Annotated in this window: 13 protein-coding genes and 1 pseudogene; 6 read left to right on the forward strand and 8 right to left on the reverse strand. The window is 68.4% G+C overall.

Features of this window, described 5'->3' with window-relative positions; translation table 11 throughout:
- Window positions 1–125 precede the first annotated feature (125 nt).
- The gene (locus tag ABZO29_RS30035; RefSeq protein WP_367323286.1) at window positions 126–350 is read left to right on the forward strand and encodes a twin-arginine translocase TatA/TatE family subunit; all 225 of its coding nucleotides are present in this window, start codon (window positions 126–128) and stop codon (window positions 348–350) included.
- Window positions 351–563: 213 nt separating this feature from the next.
- On the opposite strand, the pseudogene ABZO29_RS30040 reads toward ABZO29_RS30035, so the two are convergent.
- Window positions 564–680: pseudogene (locus ABZO29_RS30040) on the reverse strand (GlsB/YeaQ/YmgE family stress response membrane protein); the annotation flags it as partial.
- A 182-nt stretch (window positions 681–862) separates the two neighbouring features.
- Here ABZO29_RS30040 and ABZO29_RS30045 point away from each other — a divergent pair.
- Entirely contained in the window at window positions 863–1,252 is a 390-nt protein-coding gene (locus ABZO29_RS30045; protein WP_367323287.1) for a BlaI/MecI/CopY family transcriptional regulator, read from the forward strand.
- 6 nt (window positions 1,253–1,258) lie between these two features.
- Window positions 1,259–2,191 carry a M56 family metallopeptidase gene (locus tag ABZO29_RS30050; protein ID WP_367323288.1) on the forward strand — a complete coding sequence of 311 codons (933 nt, stop codon included), beginning with the start codon at window positions 1,259–1,261 and terminating at the stop codon, window positions 2,189–2,191.
- Between the two features lie 73 nt (window positions 2,192–2,264).
- Here ABZO29_RS30050 and ABZO29_RS30055 read toward each other — a convergent pair whose 3' ends face one another.
- Both ABZO29_RS30055 and ABZO29_RS30060 read right to left on the reverse strand, forming a co-directional pair.
- Window positions 2,265–2,720, reverse strand: a complete 456-nt coding sequence (locus ABZO29_RS30055) for a tellurite resistance TerB family protein (protein WP_367323289.1) — start codon at window positions 2,718–2,720, stop codon at window positions 2,265–2,267.
- Window positions 2,721–2,958: 238 nt separating this feature from the next.
- Entirely contained in the window at window positions 2,959–3,954 is a 996-nt protein-coding gene (locus ABZO29_RS30060; protein WP_367323290.1) for a sporulation protein, read from the reverse strand.
- Window positions 3,955–4,351: 397 nt separating this feature from the next.
- Between ABZO29_RS30060 and ABZO29_RS30065 the strand changes: the two genes are divergently transcribed.
- Both ABZO29_RS30065 and ABZO29_RS30070 read left to right on the forward strand, forming a co-directional pair.
- Window positions 4,352–5,686, forward strand: a complete 1,335-nt coding sequence (locus ABZO29_RS30065; RefSeq protein ID WP_367323291.1) for a hemolysin family protein — start codon at window positions 4,352–4,354, stop codon at window positions 5,684–5,686.
- A complete protein-coding gene (locus ABZO29_RS30070) occupies window positions 5,683–6,705 on the forward strand; it encodes a hemolysin family protein (RefSeq protein WP_367323292.1) in 1,023 nt (340 codons plus the stop codon). Before ABZO29_RS30065 ends, ABZO29_RS30070 begins: the two co-directional genes overlap by 4 nt.
- A gap of 16 nt (window positions 6,706–6,721) precedes the next feature.
- Here the strand turns inward: ABZO29_RS30070 and ABZO29_RS30075 are convergent, their stop codons facing one another.
- The 5 genes from ABZO29_RS30075 to ABZO29_RS30095 all read right to left on the reverse strand — a co-directional run bounded on the left by ABZO29_RS30075 (window position 6,722) and on the right by ABZO29_RS30095 (window position 14,222).
- Window positions 6,722–7,069 (reverse strand): hypothetical protein, encoded by a 348-nt coding sequence (locus tag ABZO29_RS30075; protein WP_367323293.1) that lies wholly within the window; start codon window positions 7,067–7,069, stop codon window positions 6,722–6,724.
- A gap of 596 nt (window positions 7,070–7,665) precedes the next feature.
- Window positions 7,666–9,906 carry a peptidase domain-containing ABC transporter gene (locus ABZO29_RS30080; protein ID WP_367323294.1) on the reverse strand — a complete coding sequence of 747 codons (2,241 nt, stop codon included), beginning with the start codon at window positions 9,904–9,906 and terminating at the stop codon, window positions 7,666–7,668.
- The gene (locus ABZO29_RS30085) at window positions 9,903–10,478 is read right to left on the reverse strand and encodes a hypothetical protein (RefSeq protein ID WP_367323295.1); all 576 of its coding nucleotides are present in this window, start codon (window positions 10,476–10,478) and stop codon (window positions 9,903–9,905) included. Before ABZO29_RS30085 ends, ABZO29_RS30080 begins: the two co-directional genes overlap by 4 nt.
- Window positions 10,479–10,496: 18 nt before the next feature.
- On the reverse strand, window positions 10,497–13,808 hold the full coding sequence (locus ABZO29_RS30090) for a type 2 lanthipeptide synthetase LanM family protein (RefSeq protein ID WP_367323296.1): 3,312 nt from the start codon (window positions 13,806–13,808) through the stop codon (window positions 10,497–10,499).
- 183 nt (window positions 13,809–13,991) lie between these two features.
- Window positions 13,992–14,222 carry a mersacidin/lichenicidin family type 2 lantibiotic gene (locus tag ABZO29_RS30095; protein WP_367323297.1) on the reverse strand — a complete coding sequence of 77 codons (231 nt, stop codon included), beginning with the start codon at window positions 14,220–14,222 and terminating at the stop codon, window positions 13,992–13,994.
- A 617-nt stretch (window positions 14,223–14,839) separates the two neighbouring features.
- Between ABZO29_RS30095 and ABZO29_RS30100 the strand changes: the two genes are divergently transcribed.
- Window positions 14,840–15,448, forward strand: a complete 609-nt coding sequence (locus tag ABZO29_RS30100) for a YdeI family protein (protein ID WP_367323298.1) — start codon at window positions 14,840–14,842, stop codon at window positions 15,446–15,448.
- Window positions 15,449–15,798 lie beyond the last annotated feature (350 nt).

Here is a 15,798-nt window from a genome sequence, read left to right on the forward strand (position 1 = left end):
GAGGCTGGAAGGGGGCTTGTTGAGCGATCACGTTCCAGGAGAGACTTCTACAGCACCGTAGATGGTGATGCGGGGTCGGTCCGTCATATCGGCAGCCCGTCCGCCACTGGGAGAGAGCAGACCTGATGTTCGGCTTGAGTGAACTGGCCCTAATCCTCGTCGTTGTCATCGTGGTCCTCGGCATCAAGAAACTGCCGGAGCTGACGCGTTCGGCGGGTACAGCGGCCCGGATCTTCAAGAGCGAGGCCAAGGCTCTGAAAGAGCAGGACTCCCCTGATACGCCGTCTGGGACGGGACGAGTCGTCTCAGGCGCGGCCGCCGAGCGCGACGAGCCGTCCTCGCGTTCCTGAATCTCCCGGGGGACCGTTGCCCGTGCTCAAGTCTGTTCGGAACGGCGTGCGGCGCTTGGCTGTTCCGTGACCCGGCCCACCCCGTCCGGTACGCGAGGACCACTGCCTGGACACGGTCGCGCAGTTGGAGCTTCGACCGGATGCGTCAGGCATGCGGTTTGACGGATTCTGAGTGGGTGTGACTCGCAGGCTCCGGCCAAGTGGCCGGTCAGTTCCGACGATACCGATCGCTGTCGTGCCGATCAGGCCGCCCGGATCGCGTCCGGGCAGCACGGCCTTGGCTATCGCCCCGGCGAGCAACCCCAGAACCAGCCACGCGATGACACCCATGTCTCCTGATCTCCTCTCGTCGGTCTCTCCGCATGCCGCGGAAGGAGACGTGTCGGCAGCCTAGCTTCTACAATTTTGTAGAGGATAAGCGGGGAGGGCTGCCCGCTGTCAGCGGAGCGGTGTCGGAGGCCTATTACGATGGACCGCTCGTGAACTGCTGGGCAGTGGAAGGGAGACAGGCTGTGACGAACCAGCGGCAGGGTCCCCGGCGCCGGGGACAGGGCGAGTTGGAAGGGCTGGTTCTGTCGGCCCTGCGCGATGCGGACGGTCCGGCGAGTGCGGGCTGGGTGCAGGAGCGGCTCGGCGGGGACCTCGCCTACACCACCGTGATCACCATCCTCACGCGGCTGCTGGCCAAGGGTGCGGTGACCCGCGAGCGTGCGGGCCGGTCCTTCGCGTGGACGCCGGTGTCCGACCAGGCGGGGCTCGCGGCGCACAAGATGCGCAAGCTGCTGGACGGCGAGAGCGACCGGGAAGCGGTACTGGCCAGCTTCGTCACCTCACTGGAGCCGGGCGACGAACGCCTCCTGCGGGAACTGCTGAGTCGCGCGAAGGCTGAAGGGGAAGACTGAAGCCTCATGGGGGTTTTCGTCTTTCTTCCGCTGGTGCTGCCGCTCACGGCGTGGCCGATCGCCCGCCTGGCCGAGCAGCACCTGCATCCCCGCACCGCCACGCGGCTGCTGACTGGGCTGGCCGGTGCCATGGCGACGTGCAGCTCTGTGTGCCTGGGATTGCTGATGGTGGTGGGTACCGCCCAGTTGCCCGGGAACCCGCTGCCCGACGGATGGTCGGACCCGGAGGTGCGTGAGGCGGTGCCATACGACGAGATCGCCGGGCGGGTGGCCGTACCCGCCCTGTTCGTGGTGGTGGCTGCGTGCGGAGGAACCTTGTGGCGCCACTGGCGGATGCGTCGTCGGGCCCACCGGGCGCTGGCCAGTCTTCCAGGGACCGAGGTGGCGGTGCTGCCCGACGAAGTTCCCTACGCGTACGCGCTGCCCGGCAGGGCGCGCGACCGGATCGTGGTGACGACGGCGCTGCTGTCCTGCCTCGAACCTGCCGAGCGCCGCGCCCTGTTCGCCCACGAACGCGCGCACCTCACCGCCCGCCATCACCGCTTCCTGCTCGCCGTCCGACTGGCTGCGCACGCCAATCCGTTCCTGTATCCGCTGCGCACGGCGGTGTCCTATACGACGGAACGGTGGGCGGACGAGGTGGCAGCCGAGGTGGTCGGAAGGCGCCGCACTGTGGCGCGCGCGATCGGCAAGGCGGCCCTGGTCTCCCGCGGCATTCCCGTGCCCACGCTCGCGGGGTTCGCCGCGCCCGGGCCCGTACCGCGCCGGGTGGCCGCCCTCCTCGCCCCTGCACCCGCGGCGCGTAACTGGCCGTCCGTATTCACCGCAGTGGGGGCGGCGGCGTGGACGGCGGCCGCCGGTACGGCCGTATCGGCCATGTCGTCCGCGAACTCCGCCCTGACGCTGGCCCTGATCCTGCACGCGGCGACACCTCTCTAGGGGCCGCCCGAACCGGGCAGTACGTCGGGCCAGTACTTCTGGATGACCGGCCCGACGCACGTGCCGCGCTCGATCAGAGGTCGAACTCGTGGGGCGGCAGTTCGAGGGTGAAGCACGCCTCGCGGACGACGGCTTGCTCGGTCTTGTCGAAGTCGCCGTCGGCGCCGCCGATGACGATGCCGATCTGGATGACGGCACGCGCCTCGGCGGGCTTCTTCTTCGCCTTGGCGATCTCCTGCAGCACGCTGACCTTGCCGAAGGCGAAGTCGGCGGTGAGCTTGTCGAGGTTGTCGTCGAAGCGCCGTTGCAGGTCCGTGGCGTCGAAGTTCTGCAGTACCTCGTTGGTGGCGATGAGTTGCGCCACACGCTGACGCTCGGAGGGGTCGATGGTGCCGTCGGCGGCGGCGACCAGCGCGCACATCGCCATGCTCGCGTCGCGGAATGCGCCGCTCTTGAGGTCGTTCTTCTTCGCCACGAGCTGGGTCTGCATCGTCGACGCGGACTCCTTGATGCGGTCCCACAGGGCCATGAGAACTCCATACGTTCGAGTTGAAGGCCCGGTCCGCCCCAGCGGCGGGCCGGCTTCCCATGAATATCTACAGCAACGTAGAAACTAGCGGCCCGACGCATAAGTTCCGGCCGACTCGAGGATCTTCACTCCGAGAGCAGGGCTTCGACCGATCGGGGGCCGCGATCGCCTCCAATGAATCGCTGACCAGTTCCTGCGGACGATCAGCGCCTGACCGTCGGCGGCCTCGGCCGGCGGCTCAGCCCTCGTCCCCCTCGTCCCCTTCCTCGCCCTCGAAGAAGTCACCGATCTCGTCGACGACTTCGGCCGCGACCATCCCTCCGACGACACCCACGGCCAGGCCCGCCGCCCCGGCGGCGACCGCGGTGCCGATGCCGGGTCCGGAGCGGTGGCCGTCGTGGTGACGGTCGTCGAAGCCGTGGCCGTGGTGCACTTCGTGCCCGTACGCGGCGTGGGAGCCGTACGACGTCCGGTGCTCGACCAGCTGCCGGATCCAGCCATCGACTTCGGTGTTCCAGTCGCGCGCGTCGTGGTGTCCGATGGTGAAGCGGGTGAGCGCGTCTCGTCCATCTGAGAACAGGCCACCGCGCTTGTCGGCCTCCAGGACCACCTCCATGCCGCCGGGGTTGGCGAGGAAGGTCACCTCGATCTCGTTGACCTGGTGCGCGTACTGCGGTGCCGGGGTGAGCTCGATCTCCTGGTAGAAGGGCAGCTGCTGTCCCGTACCGCCGATGCGGCCGTATTCCAGGTCGGCGGACCTGAAGCCGAAGCCGAGCTGTCCGAGGGCCTCCAGGATGGCTTCCTGGACGGGCAGCGGAGCGACGGCGAGCTGGTCCAGGTCGCCCTGGTCCTTCGCACCGGCCACCGACAACTCGGTCCGTACGCCGAGCACGATCCCCAGGCCCTGCCCGTACAGCTCGGTGATCGGGGTCTCCCACGGCAGCGTCACGCTGAACGGCACGCTGCGTTCCTCGGCCTCAGCCAACCGGAAGCCGCCACCGACGATGAACCGGTCGAAGGTGACGACACCCTCGCTCTCGCCCTCCTCGTGCTCGGCCTCGACGCGCGCCACCAGGTCCACGGCAATGTGCTCGATGTCGAAGTCGGCACCGCCGCCCTTGAGATGGATCTGACCGGTGAGCGCGCCACCGGGGCGGGCCGCACCCGGATCGACGACCGTGTCGACCGTGGGACCGCCCACGCCGAGCGAACCGAGCAGTCGTTTGAACACCATCGCGGCGTTCACTCCTTTTCGTGCGTCCGTCTTGTCGGGTAGTGCCGTCGCCGCTCGTCGGGTCCGGCACGCGGAACAACCGGAAGGGCCCGGGCGTTCTCTACAGGCGAGTAGAAGCATAGGGTTGCCCGTCCCGTAGGAGGCGGCGGCGCGGCCCCCAGCGCGGGAAAGTCCGAAAACTGCCGCAACCTGGCGGTCGTCAGGGGCTTGACCGGCGCGCTTTTCTTGCCCTTTACCATGAGCCGAGGGCTGCTGATGCCCCGAACCCAGCAGGGTCCTCTCGACCCTCCGAACCACGAAGGAGCCACGGTCCCGCAATGGGTGAGCCTCCCAGTACCAGCCGTGCCACAGCCCGTCGCCCGCGCCATGCCGCCACTGACGGATCGGGGGTGGCACGGTGACCGAGGTCCTGCTGCTCCTGCTGGCCCTCCTGCTCACACTGGCCTGCGCGGTGTTCGTCGCGGCCGAGTTCTCCCTGACCACCGTCGAGCGCGGCGACCTGGAGCGGGCTGCCGAGGCGGGTGAGCGCGGCGCCGAGGGTGCGCTGAAGGCCGTACGCCGGCTGACGGTCCAGCTCTCCGGAGCTCAGCTCGGCATAACCGTCACCTCGCTGGTCATCGGCATGCTCGCCGAGCCGTCCCTCGCGGCGCTCCTCAACGGCCCCTTTCAGGCCGTCGGCCTGGGCGGTGCCGCCTCGGCGGTGGCGAGCGTGCTGGGCGTGGCCGTGTCCACCGTGGTGCTGATGGTGGTGGGCGAGCTGGTGCCGAAGAACTGGGCGATCTCCCGGCCGCTGGCCGTCGCCAAAGTGGTCGCAGGTCCCCAGCGGGGGTTCACGGCCGCCTTCGGCCCCTTCATCCGGCACTTGAACAACACCGCGAACCGGTTCGTACGCCGCTTCGGCCTGGAGCCCGCCGAAGAGCTGGCCTCCGCGCGCAGCCCCGAGGAGCTGATCGCGCTGGCCCGGCACTCGGCCGCCGAGGGCGCCCTGGAGGCGGACTCCGCCGAACTCTTCGTGCGCACCCTGCACCTGAGCGAGCTGACTGCCGAGAACGTGATGACCCCGCGCGTCGACGTGAAGGCCCTCGAAGCACACGCGACGGCCGCGGATGCGGCAAACCTCACCCACGCCACCGGCCTGTCCCGCTTCCCGGTCTACCGCGACAGCCTGGACCAGGTCATCGGCACCGTCCACATCCGCGACGTCCTCGCCCTGGAACCGGAGAGGCGGCCCGTCACCCAGGTCACCGAGCTGGCCACCGCACCCCTGCTGGTGCCCGACAGCCTCACCGCCGACCGGCTGCTCGAGCGACTACGGGCCACCCGCACCATGGCCGTCGTCATCGACGAGTACGGCGGCACAGCGGGCGTGGCGACGATGGAGGACATCGTCGAGGAGGTCGTCGGCGAGGTCCGCGACGAGCACGACCCCGTCGAGGTCCCCGACCTGCTACCCGCCCCCGCCACAACGGAAGGCCGCGCGGTGTGGGAGGCGGACGGCGGCGTCCGCCTCGACCAGCTCACCGGCATAGGACTGACCGCGCCCGAGGGGCCGTACGAGACCGTGGCCGGACTGATCGCCACCCGCCTCGCCCGCATCCCCGCCAAGGGGGACACCGTCGACCTCGACGGCTGGCAGCTGGATGTCCTGGATGTCGAGCACCACCGCGCCGACCGGATCCGCATCACCCAACCGGCCCAGGTGCCGGCCCAGGCAGGGGAGGAGCCCCGATGACCGTGCTGCAGCTCGCCATCGGCGCCCTGACGCTGCTGACCAACGCCTTCTTCGTGGGCGGCGAGTTCGCCCTTATCTCGGTGCGCCGCAGCCAGATCGAACCGCGCGCGAAGGAGGGGAACAAGCGAGCCCGGATGACCCTGTGGGGCCTGGAGCACCTCTCCGCGATGCTGGCCACCGCCCAGCTCGGCATCACCGTCTCCTCACTGGTGCTGGGCGCGGTCGCCGAGCCGGCCATCGCGCACCTGTTGGAGCCCGGCTTCGAGGCGGTGCACCTCCCGCACGGCCTGGTGCACCCGGTCGCCTTCGTCATCGCGCTCAGCGCGGCGACGTACCTGCACATGCTGATCGGCGAGATGGTCCCGAAGAACATCGCCCTGGCCGCGCCCGTCCCCACCGCGCTGCTGCTCGGCCCGCCTCTGGTCGCCCTCACCCGGGCGCTCCGACCGGTCGTCTTCGGCATCAACGCCTTCGCCAACACACTGCTGAAGCTGCTGCGCGTCGAACCCAAGGACGAGGTCGAGTCCGTCTTCACCGACGACCAGCTCGTCCGCATGGTCGTCGACTCCAGAGAGGCCGGCCTGCTCAGCCCGGCCGACGGCGAACGGCTGCGCGACGCGCTGGAACTGGGCACCCGCCCAGTGGGCGAAATCCTCGTCCCCGCGCAGAAGATGCGCACGGTCGGACACACGATCACCCCTGCCGAGCTGGAGCGGACCGCGGCCGCCGCGGGTTACTCACGCTTCCCCGTCACCGGCCCCAACGGCACGCTGTTGGGCTATCTGCACATCAAGGACACCTTGGGCGTCACCGACCGCGATCAGCCGTTCCCGCGTACTGCCCTGCACCCCATCACCGGGGTCCGTATCGACACGCCGCTGGACGACGCCCTCACCGCCCTGCGTGCCGATGGCAGCCACCTGGCCGCGGTGGCCGGCGACACGGGCGCGGTCCTCGGCTTCGTGACCATGGAGGACGTCCTGTCCGAGCTGGTCGGCCCGGCCCCGGCCACCGACTGACCGCCGGCCCGGCCGGTCAGCTCCTGCGGCGGGTTGCCAGCCAGAGGCAGATGGTGGGAGGCAGGGCACTCCCCACCGCTGTGACCAGGGCTGCAGTCGCGAGCGGCTCGCTGAGGGTGGGCAGGACGGCGCTGCGTACCCGGTCGGCGGCCCGCACGGTGACCTCGCAGCCCTGCTCGGTCATGGTGATGCTGTCGCCCAGTCCGTAGCCGGTATCGAAACACTCCTTGGTGGCGGTGGCGTCGGCGACGAACCACAGCAATGCCGCCAGGGCGGCGAGCCCAAGCGCCGCCGCCGGCCCCACCCTGCGCAGGAGGCGGTCGTGATCGTAAGCCCGTCGGCCCTGCTGATCGTGTGCGGTCATACGTTCATCGTCCTCGGGAAGCGGGGGCAGTTTGTTGGCGGGCCGTCCGGGGAGTCATTGGCTCGCCCGTTGTCGGCGTACAACCGAACGTTCACGTGAACGCCGCACCCGTCCGCTGAGGAGCTCCGGGTCCGTGCGGTTCACGCCCCATAGGCGGCTGCTGCGCGGTGGGAAGCTCGTGGTGACCGCGGTGATCGCGAGCACAGGCGGCTTGCGCCACTGGGGCCTCCGGGGTCGGGACAATGCGCCAGGGCCATCGCCTCGACCTCGCCGTCCATGCGCGCCTGATCGGCCGGAAGCCGGCGTGGAGCCGGGGGAGGTGGCGGATGGTGCCACGGCCCTGGAGGCGGTGCCCCGACTGCGGCCCGATGTGGTCCTGATGGATGCACGGATACCGGGCACCCTCGACATCGAGGCGACCCGCCGGCTTCGTCATGCGTTCACCGGACTCAGAGCGGGTGCCTCCAGCGCTTTGCCTTTTGGCGGCGTCGGCAGGACAAGGGCTTGATCATTGCCGGCGTGAGCAGCCGCGTTGGGCGGGCATCGCTCGGGCGGTGGCACGGAACTCCCCGAACCGCGGGTGAAGTGGCCGCAGTTCATCGCCGGTCAGAGGCATCGTGGGGTTGCCGTGCCGCCTCGCCGGACTCGAGTTGCCGGCCCACGAGCCTCGCGTAGTGACCGTCTCGCCGAAGCAGGTCGTGATGGCTCCCCCGCTCCACGATGGTCCCCTGGTCGAGCACCAGGATGGTGTCGGCGTCGCGGATCGTGCTCAAGCGGTGCGCGATGATGACCTGGGTACAGGCCAGGGTGCGCAGGTTCTGCGCGACTTTCTGCTCGGTCTCGACGTCCAGGTGACTCGTGGCCTCGTCGAGCAGGATGATCGCCGGGTTGTGGGCGATCGCTCGTGCGATGGCCAGTCGCTGTCGCTGACCGCCGGACAGGGCGCTCCCGCCCTCGGAGACGAAGGTGTCGTACTGCATTGGCATAGCCATGATGTCGTCGTGTATGGCGGCCAGCTCGGCGGCCGCGACCACTCGCTCTCGCTTGATCAGTGGGTTGCTGAGCGCGATGTTGGACCATATCGATCCGCTGAACAGCGCGCTCTCCTGAAGCACGACGCCGAACTGGCGTCGCAGCTCCTGCAGGTTGACTTCCCGCAGCGAGACACCGTCGTAGAGGATGTCCCCCTCGGTGGGGACGTAGAGTCCCAGCAGCAGTTTCCCCAGCGTGCTCTTGCCCGATCCGGAGAGCCCGACGATCGCGATCCTCTCTCCGGGCCGTACGGTCAGGTCGATGTCGCGCAGCACCTGGGGGCCCGTCTGCGCGTACCGGAAACCGACCCCGTCCACCCGCAGGTGGCCCGACAGCCGTGGGGCGGGCCGTGCCGCCTGCCGTAGCTGTTCCGGCTCCTCCTCGGTCACGTCACGGATGCGGTCGAGGTTGGCGCTGACGAGCTGGAACTGCTGGGCGCTGTCCACGAGTGTGGTGAGCGGCGCGAAGAAGGCGGCAGCCAGAGCCAGGAGCGCCACCATCGTGCCGACGCTGATCGATCCGTTGAGGACCTGTGTGGCACCCACCCACAACAAGGCAAGCTGTCCGAACAAGGGCAGGGACCCCAGGATCGAGGCCACGGCGCCGGAGACGTAGTTCTGGCGCAGCGAAATGTTGAGGTGGTCGAAGAACAGGTTCGACCAGCGGCCGAAGGCCTGTTCCTCGGCTCCGGCCGCCTTCAGCGTTCCCATCCCGACCATCGCTTCGCCCAGATATCCCTGGGACTTTCCGAAAGCGGTCAGCTCTCGGCCCGCCAGCCTGCTGACCGGGCCATTACTGAGCATGAGCACTACCGCCCCCAGCAGGCCGACGCCGAGCGTGAGCGCGCCGAAGGGCGGGGACTGCCAGAAGAGGAGGAGCAGGTAGAACATCACCAGCCCGCTGTCCATGACGCTGGACAGGAGCTGGTTGCTCAGCAGTTCGCGCAGCATGGCGTTGCTGGCCACCCGGGACAGCAGATCACCGGTCGACCGCTGCTGGAAGTACTTGTAGGGCAGTTCGAGCAGATGCTCGACGAAGCCGAGCATCATGCTGACGTCGATACGCGCGCGCAGGTGCACCAACAGCCATTCCCGCAGCAGCGTCGTGACGGTCTGGGCGACGAAGATCGCCACGATGCCGATCGCCAGGACCGGCATGACGTCGTCCATCCGGAAGGGGAGGATCTGGTCCAGCACCACCTTGGTCAGGATCGGCAGCACGAGCCCGAGCAGGATCAGCAGCAGGGACACCCCGAGCAGTTGCACAGATGTCCCGGGCGCCTGCCGCAGGTACTTCAGCGCGAACGTCCGGAAAGTCGCGCGGTGGGGAATGGCCGGACGGCGGTCGAAGGCCACCCCGGGTTCGAGGAGAATGACCACCCCTGTGAACCCGGCGTCGAACTCGTTCTCCGTCAGCCGACAGCGCCCTCTGGCGGGGTCCACCACGTCGACGTACTTGCGCGACCACCGCTCGACGACGAGGAAATGGGTGAACTCCCAGTGGACGATCGCGGGGAGTGCGACGAAACGGAGGTCGTTCCGCGGCAGCGAGACGGTCCTCACCCGCATCCCATGGTCGCGGGCGGTCCTGACGATCTCCAGTGCGGAGAGGCCGTCGCGGCCGACACCGCAGCGCGTCCGCATCTCCGACAGGGAGATCCCGCAGTCGTAGTAGTTGAGCACCATCGTCAGGCAGGCGAGGCCGCACTCCATCTCACTCATCTGCCTGACTTCGGGAACTCTCCTCCGGTGTGTTGTGCGGGTCCTGCCGGTCCGGGTGCGGAGCAAGGCAAACAGGTTCGTCATGAGGCACCGCCGGCCGCGTCGCCCAGTCCGGGGAAGAGTGTCAGGAGCCGTTGCGCCCCGGTCTGCAGCCGGGCTGTCAGGAGGCTCCCGCCATAGGTGGCCGGTGGCAGCGACTGTTCGAGCCGCACGATCACGACTTTCCAGGGCTGCCGAACGGTATCGGCCCCGGGTTCGAATCGGTATTTCTCTCGCGCCGTGTCCGGGCTCGTCAGGCCCGGCTCGACCCTGACGACAGTACCCGAGGCAGACGGACCCGACGAGCCGATTCGGCCGCGGACCTGCTGGCCGACGCGCACGTCCACCGATTGATCCTCCGGCAGGAACAGGGCGGCCGCGGTCGTTCCGCCGCTCGGTCCGGCCCCGGCGCCGCCCTGGAGGATCGTGCCCTGGGCGCCGACGTAGGTGGGCACCCGTATGGACCAGGCCAGTGCCGTCACGGCGATCAGCACGCCAAGCAGCAGCCACAGGCAGACGATGACCGGCCGCAGGGTGAGGTGAGGCACGATGTCCTTCGCCGTGCCTCGCCGGTAGGCCTGGATGGCGTTCTCCCGGAAGATCACCCGCTGGGCCACGACCAGTGATCCTTTCTCTCAGCCCCGCGCTTGCCATCGGGGAGGAGCCAGGAGAAGAACGGATGGCATCTTTTCGGGCTCGGCCAGCCGGAGCAGCTCGTACCCGATCCCCGCCAGTCCGGTCATGAGTCCGGGCGTCTCCACCCTGAGGGGCACTCCCGTGAGGAAGCCGTTGGCCTCGATACTCGCCACGACCGACGCCGTCGCTCGTTCCAGAGCGTCATGATCCTCAGGCCTGTTCAGCATCCGCGCCGCCGTCAGGAGAAGCTCGAGGTTCCCGAGCGCGCCGTGGCACAGCGAGTGGCCCATGGCGAAGCCGTACTGTGTCGTGGCGCTCAGGGCGATGTCGATCTCGTCTCGTGTCGTCGCGTCGGCCAGCTGATCCAGGGCGGCGAGGCGCGCCAGGCCGATCCCCGGGGCGCCGTGGCACCAGGCCACCATGCTCTTGTGAGGTGGCTCGCCGGCCGGATCCACCGGGTCGGTCCGGATGCTCCGGGGCGGGAAGACACGCAGGTCGGCCCAGTTGTTCAGTTCGGGAACGAACAGGCTGCGGTCGTAGCCGAGAGCGCTGAGAGCAGCCTGGCGGAAGCGGTCCTCGCCGCTTCGGGCAGCCAGTTGCAGAAGGCTCAACGCGATGCCCGCGGTGCCGTGCGAGAACCCGCCCAGCGGCGGCTGATCCTCGAGCGTCGTCCAGGCGATCCCTCGAGGCACGGGCTGCGCCGTGGCCAGGAGCCGCTCGCCGCAGCGGACCGCCACGTCCAAGGTGCGCGCCGAGGGGCGGACCGTGTGCAGGCTGAGCAACGAGAGGATGCACCCGGCCGAACCGTGGATCACATCCAGCGAACGGTCCCTGGAGATGAGCGAGGGCAGTCTCGCGACCAGTTCGGACGCTTCGTCGAAAAGATCCCGCTCGGCCCACAGGCCACCCAGGCTCGTCAGGGCGTAGACGACCGAGGCCAGGCCGTCGAACGCTCCGACCGTCGGCGGGGCTTCCCCCGCGTCCAGCTGCTCCCGGAGCCACTCTCTCGCTTGGGCTCGTGCCGCTGTCAGTGCCCGGCGTGCGAGCAGCGTGACGGACGGCTCGCCGGTGATCGCCCCCAGGTAGCCCAGGAAGAGTGCGATTCCGCTGGTCCCGGAGTAGAGGTCGCTGCCCGCAGGGAAGAGGCCCCAGGTCGATTCGTCCAGAGGGGCCAGGCCGAGCCAGTACGCGCTGTCCTCGTTCTGGTGGGAGAGCTCGCCGAGACGTCTCCCGACGGCGCTCGCCAGTGCCAGCAGCTGTTCTCGCTGCACCGACTGGGCCGCCCGGGAAGGACGATCCACCGACGGGACTTGTGCCGGCTGGTTGATCCGGTTCTCGGGATCCATGAACAGCGTGGCGAGCGACGCCTTGATGATCCAGGTCTGCTTGGCCAGGTCGTCGTCGCCCAGCTGCTCCACTCGCTGCCGGACCAGATCGAGGCTGGGCCCGTCGAAGAAGTCCTCGATGCGCTCTCCCTCCGTTGTGAGGACCGCTTGGCTGCCTGGGCAGGTGCGGAACAGCGGGATGTCACCGTGCCACAGATCCTGATGCTCCGCCGGGATGAGCGGAACGAGAGCGGGATGCTGCGCCGCTTGTACCCACAGGTGATCGAAGAAGCGATCACGTTCGAGCGCGTCACGCAGCAGATCCGGATGGAAGCTCTCGTACCAGAGGAGGCCGTAGACGTTCGTCGAGCGGACGACGGCGCGTGTCTCGTCATGCGCGAAGCGTGGGACCTGTTCCGACAGCAGAGCTGCCCTGTTCTCAAGGAGCAGACGGTACATTCCGGTGAAGCCTGCGAGCACGGCGTCCTTGTACTCCGAGACCTTGACTTCCTGGTCGCCCAGACGGGGCCGGTTCTCGCTCTCGGGCAGCTCGGCACGCCGCCGGCCCACCCGCATCTCGTCCGTCCCCGGTTTTTCCCAGCTGACAAGCCGATGCGGGTTCATCTGCCCCGCCTGCCCGCCCAGGCCGCTCATGTCCACGCCGATGGAATCCTGGTCGGCCCACACGCGCCGCGGCAACAGCCCGACCTCTGATACGGAACGATCCAGTGCTCCCGCCGCAAGGTTCGCCGCGGCCGGTCCCTCGGCGTGGACGCGAGGGTGGAACAGCGCCTCCAGGTCCACGAGCATCGGATGCTCACCTGCGGCAACCAGGTTCTCGTTGTGCAGGTCGGCGGCGTCCAAGACGTACAGCAGCGCCAGGTAGCTTCCCTGACGCCGGTAGAAACGCACGACCTCTTCCTCGCATGTGCAGGAGGCCGCGTCAACGAATTCCGACCAGCCGTGGTTGCCGCGGTCGAGCAGCTTCAGCGGCCGCAGACCGGGCTCGGCCCCTCGGTCGTTCAACCAGGACAGCAACTCCTGGAAGTGCACGTCCACACCCAGCGACCTCGGCTTGTACAGCAGTTTCATCCCCGAGCCGAACCGCAGCTGGAGCACACTGCGGCCCCGACGATGCCGGTCACCCTTTTCGGCCTCCACGTCGACCAGTGGTCCAGGATCGCCGACCGGGGCAAAGGTCGTGCGGATGGACTGCCAGTCCGCGCACAGATGGGTCAGGAACTCGTACAGGTAATCGGCCCACTGTTGTGTCGTGAGCACCAGTTGGCGTGCAAGCACCGGGTACTTGGCGAGGAGCCCCACGATCGAGTCGTCCTGGCCGAGCCGCCGGATGAAGTCCTGGAAGCGTTGTTCCGCTGTGTCGCCTCTCAGGCGTCCTCCCAAGCGCGCGAGGTGCAGCTCGAGCAGGAGCGGTTTACTGAGCTGGAAGAGGATGCGGGGCGCGAGATTCGCCACGAACATCCCTGGGAGTATTTTCGTTTCGAAGGGGAGGAACTCGACCTCTCCGCGCAGCCCGCGCACTTGTTCCTGGAGACGGTCCACAAAGTGCCGGAGAAGAGGGCTGATCGCCGGCAGGCTTCCAGCGAGAGGGTGATCGGCCAGTGTTGTTTCGAGCAGGGGCGACAACTCCTCGGCGGAATCCGGGTGCGTGAATGCCTGCTGGAGAACGATCAGCCAGCCGGGGGTGGTCTGGATGCGGGCCTTCAGGCTTTCCGCGGGCTCCGCCAGCAGAGCCAGCAGATCGCGTTCGGCGAGGGAGTCGAGCGCCAGTCGCTCGGCGAACAACTGTCCCTGCTCGAAGGGCTTCTGGCTCTTCCAGGCGTGCAGACGGCCTCGCGCGCGCTCGAGGAGGAGGTCCGAAGCGGGAGGCGTCCCCGTTCCGCGGGCACTCCGTGTGCCACCGCGTTCGGAGAGGGGCAACGCCCGGTACCACTCAGCTGCCTGCCACACCTCTTCCGCTCTCATGACCCAGCGGCTCCCTCGACGTCTGCCGGTGCCCAGCACAACGAGGGCTGCTGGACAGCGTCTGGCAGCCCTCGCCTCGCCGGACGTACAAGAGGCGGTCGCGTGTTAGAGCGCAGGAGCCGGATGATCAGCCGGGCCGGGCGCAGTCACCTCCGCGACAGCTCGTACGCCAGTACCCCGCCGTTATGCCTGGCACTCGCTGCAGGGGTTCTGCGAGTTGCCGCGAGTACAGGTCTTCGTGTTACACCCGGCGCTGTTTCCGCTCTGGACGCCACCCAGAACCTTGCCCAGCTCCGCGTCGGTCAGCTCGATGACGCCCGCCGGGTTCTCCGGCAGGTCGGCCAGTTCTGCAGCGCTCAGGCTGCCCCGGTACTCCGGGTCCTCCCAGGCCCGGACAGTCTTGCGGAGACTCATGGCACTCTTCCTGTCTTGCTCGACTTTCTTGACGACCGTGAGATTCACCGCCGTTCAGCGGCGCCAATACCGCATCCCAAAACGAGGGGACGCCTGTTGAAGAATCGGCAGTGTCGCACCGCCCGCTGACGACGCGTCGGAAACACAGATGCCGCGAGAGGTGCACCGGTCGTTTGACCCGTATACGGGTGAGATGAATCTGCGATTCGGGAACACGGAATGCCATCCGAACGCTTATCTTTTTCAACCCTTACCCGCGCTTCCGCGGCATGTCAAGGCGGTGGCCCATCCGGTGACTGGGAGGCCTTTCTCGGTGGCGCTGGGTGGCCGCCGACTCGACGCACGTGGGGTCACCGAGCATCGGAGACCCGGCTTCCACTGGAATGTCTGCGGCACGCGCTGGGCTTCAGGATGGTCGCCGGCCGTGTCCAGGTGAACTCGTCGCCTTCCGTCGGCCAGCCGCTCAATCCGCGCGACGGACACCGCGTCGAGGTCGAGCAGCAACGTCGTATCGTTGAGCAAGCCCGTGGCTCGTGCATGATCGTTCTGCCTCGAGAGCAGAGATGATCACGCAGGTCCACGGGCGTCCTGCATCCGGGGCCGTGCCCGAATGCGTCATGACAATCCGCCGGGTGTGGTTCGCTGCTGGGGTGACTCAGGACTTGGAGATCGTCGCATTCGAATCCGCCGAGGCATTCCAGGCATGGCTCGGCGAGAACCACGCCGTCTCGCCGGGCATCTGGCTCAAGCTTCGCAAGAAGGGCCCAGGAATCGTCGCGCTGGACTACGCCCAGGCGCTCGACGTGGCACTCTGCTACGGCTGGATCGACGGCCAGAAGGCCAAGTTCGACGACCAGTGGTGGCTCCAGCGGTTCACCTCGCGCAAGCCGAGCAGCAAGTGGTCCAAGGTCAACCGGGACAAGGCGGCAGCCCTGATCGAGCAGGGCCGGATGCGTCCGCCGGGGCAGGCCGAGGTCGACCGCGCCAAGGCGGACGGCCGCTGGGAGGCGGCCTACGACGGCGCGAAGACCGCCACGGTGCCGGACGACCTCGCGGCGGCCCTGACCGCCGACCCGGCCGCGGCGGAGTTCTTCGAGACACTGGACCGGCAGAACCGCTACGCGATCCTCTACCGGGTCCAGGACGCCAAGAAGGCCGAGACCCGGGCGCGCCGGATCGAGAAGTACGTGGCGATGCTGGCGAAGGGCGAGAAGCTGTACCCGTAGTCACGGAGAGGGACCGTGGCCGTGTGGTGCCCCGGGGTCCCGACGCGCCTGCGGCCCCGGCAGCAGCCGCTGGCTGTGGACATGCCGTTTGCGGTCCTGGTCGGACAGCTCGCCACGGCGTACGCCAAGCGTTCCTGAGCTTGGTCGGACCAACGGTGCCGACTGACCGGGCCAGGGACGTGCCGACCAGCCGTCCGAGCGCGAACGTCATGCCGGCGGCGAGGATGATCTCCAACCTCGAGCCAAGACAAGAAGTGTGCGCGGTTTGCCGGGTCCGCAGGGCCCAGCCGAGGGCGTCTTCGGCGAGCTACTTGACACCAGTCGAGCTCCCTACCGTCACGGGACGCCGT

The organism is Streptomyces sp. HUAS ZL42, assembly GCF_040782645.1.
Lineage (GTDB): Bacteria > Actinomycetota > Actinomycetes > Streptomycetales > Streptomycetaceae > Streptomyces.

What these genes read in the sequence shown, in the direction of transcription:
- ABZO29_RS30035 (WP_367323286.1), top strand. Translation starts at nt 126, where the DNA reads ATGTTCGGCTTGAGTGAACTGGCCCTAATCCTCGTCGTTGTCATCGTG.
- ABZO29_RS30050 (WP_367323288.1), top strand. Translation starts at nt 1,259, where the DNA reads ATGGGGGTTTTCGTCTTTCTTCCGCTGGTGCTGCCGCTCACGGCGTGG.
- ABZO29_RS30055 (WP_367323289.1), bottom strand. Translation starts at nt 2,720, where the DNA reads ATGGCCCTGTGGGACCGCATCAAGGAGTCCGCGTCGACGATGCAGACC.
- ABZO29_RS30060 (WP_367323290.1), bottom strand. Translation starts at nt 3,954, where the DNA reads ATGGTGTTCAAACGACTGCTCGGTTCGCTCGGCGTGGGCGGTCCCACG.
- ABZO29_RS30070 (WP_367323292.1), top strand. Translation starts at nt 5,683, where the DNA reads ATGACCGTGCTGCAGCTCGCCATCGGCGCCCTGACGCTGCTGACCAAC.
- ABZO29_RS30075 (WP_367323293.1), bottom strand. Translation starts at nt 7,069, where the DNA reads ATGACCGCACACGATCAGCAGGGCCGACGGGCTTACGATCACGACCGC.
- ABZO29_RS30080 (WP_367323294.1), bottom strand. Translation starts at nt 9,906, where the DNA reads ATGACGAACCTGTTTGCCTTGCTCCGCACCCGGACCGGCAGGACCCGC.
- ABZO29_RS30090 (WP_367323296.1), bottom strand. Translation starts at nt 13,808, where the DNA reads ATGAGAGCGGAAGAGGTGTGGCAGGCAGCTGAGTGGTACCGGGCGTTG.
- ABZO29_RS30095 (WP_367323297.1), bottom strand. Translation starts at nt 14,222, where the DNA reads ATGAGTCTCCGCAAGACTGTCCGGGCCTGGGAGGACCCGGAGTACCGG.
- ABZO29_RS30100 (WP_367323298.1), top strand. Translation starts at nt 14,840, where the DNA reads ATGACAATCCGCCGGGTGTGGTTCGCTGCTGGGGTGACTCAGGACTTG.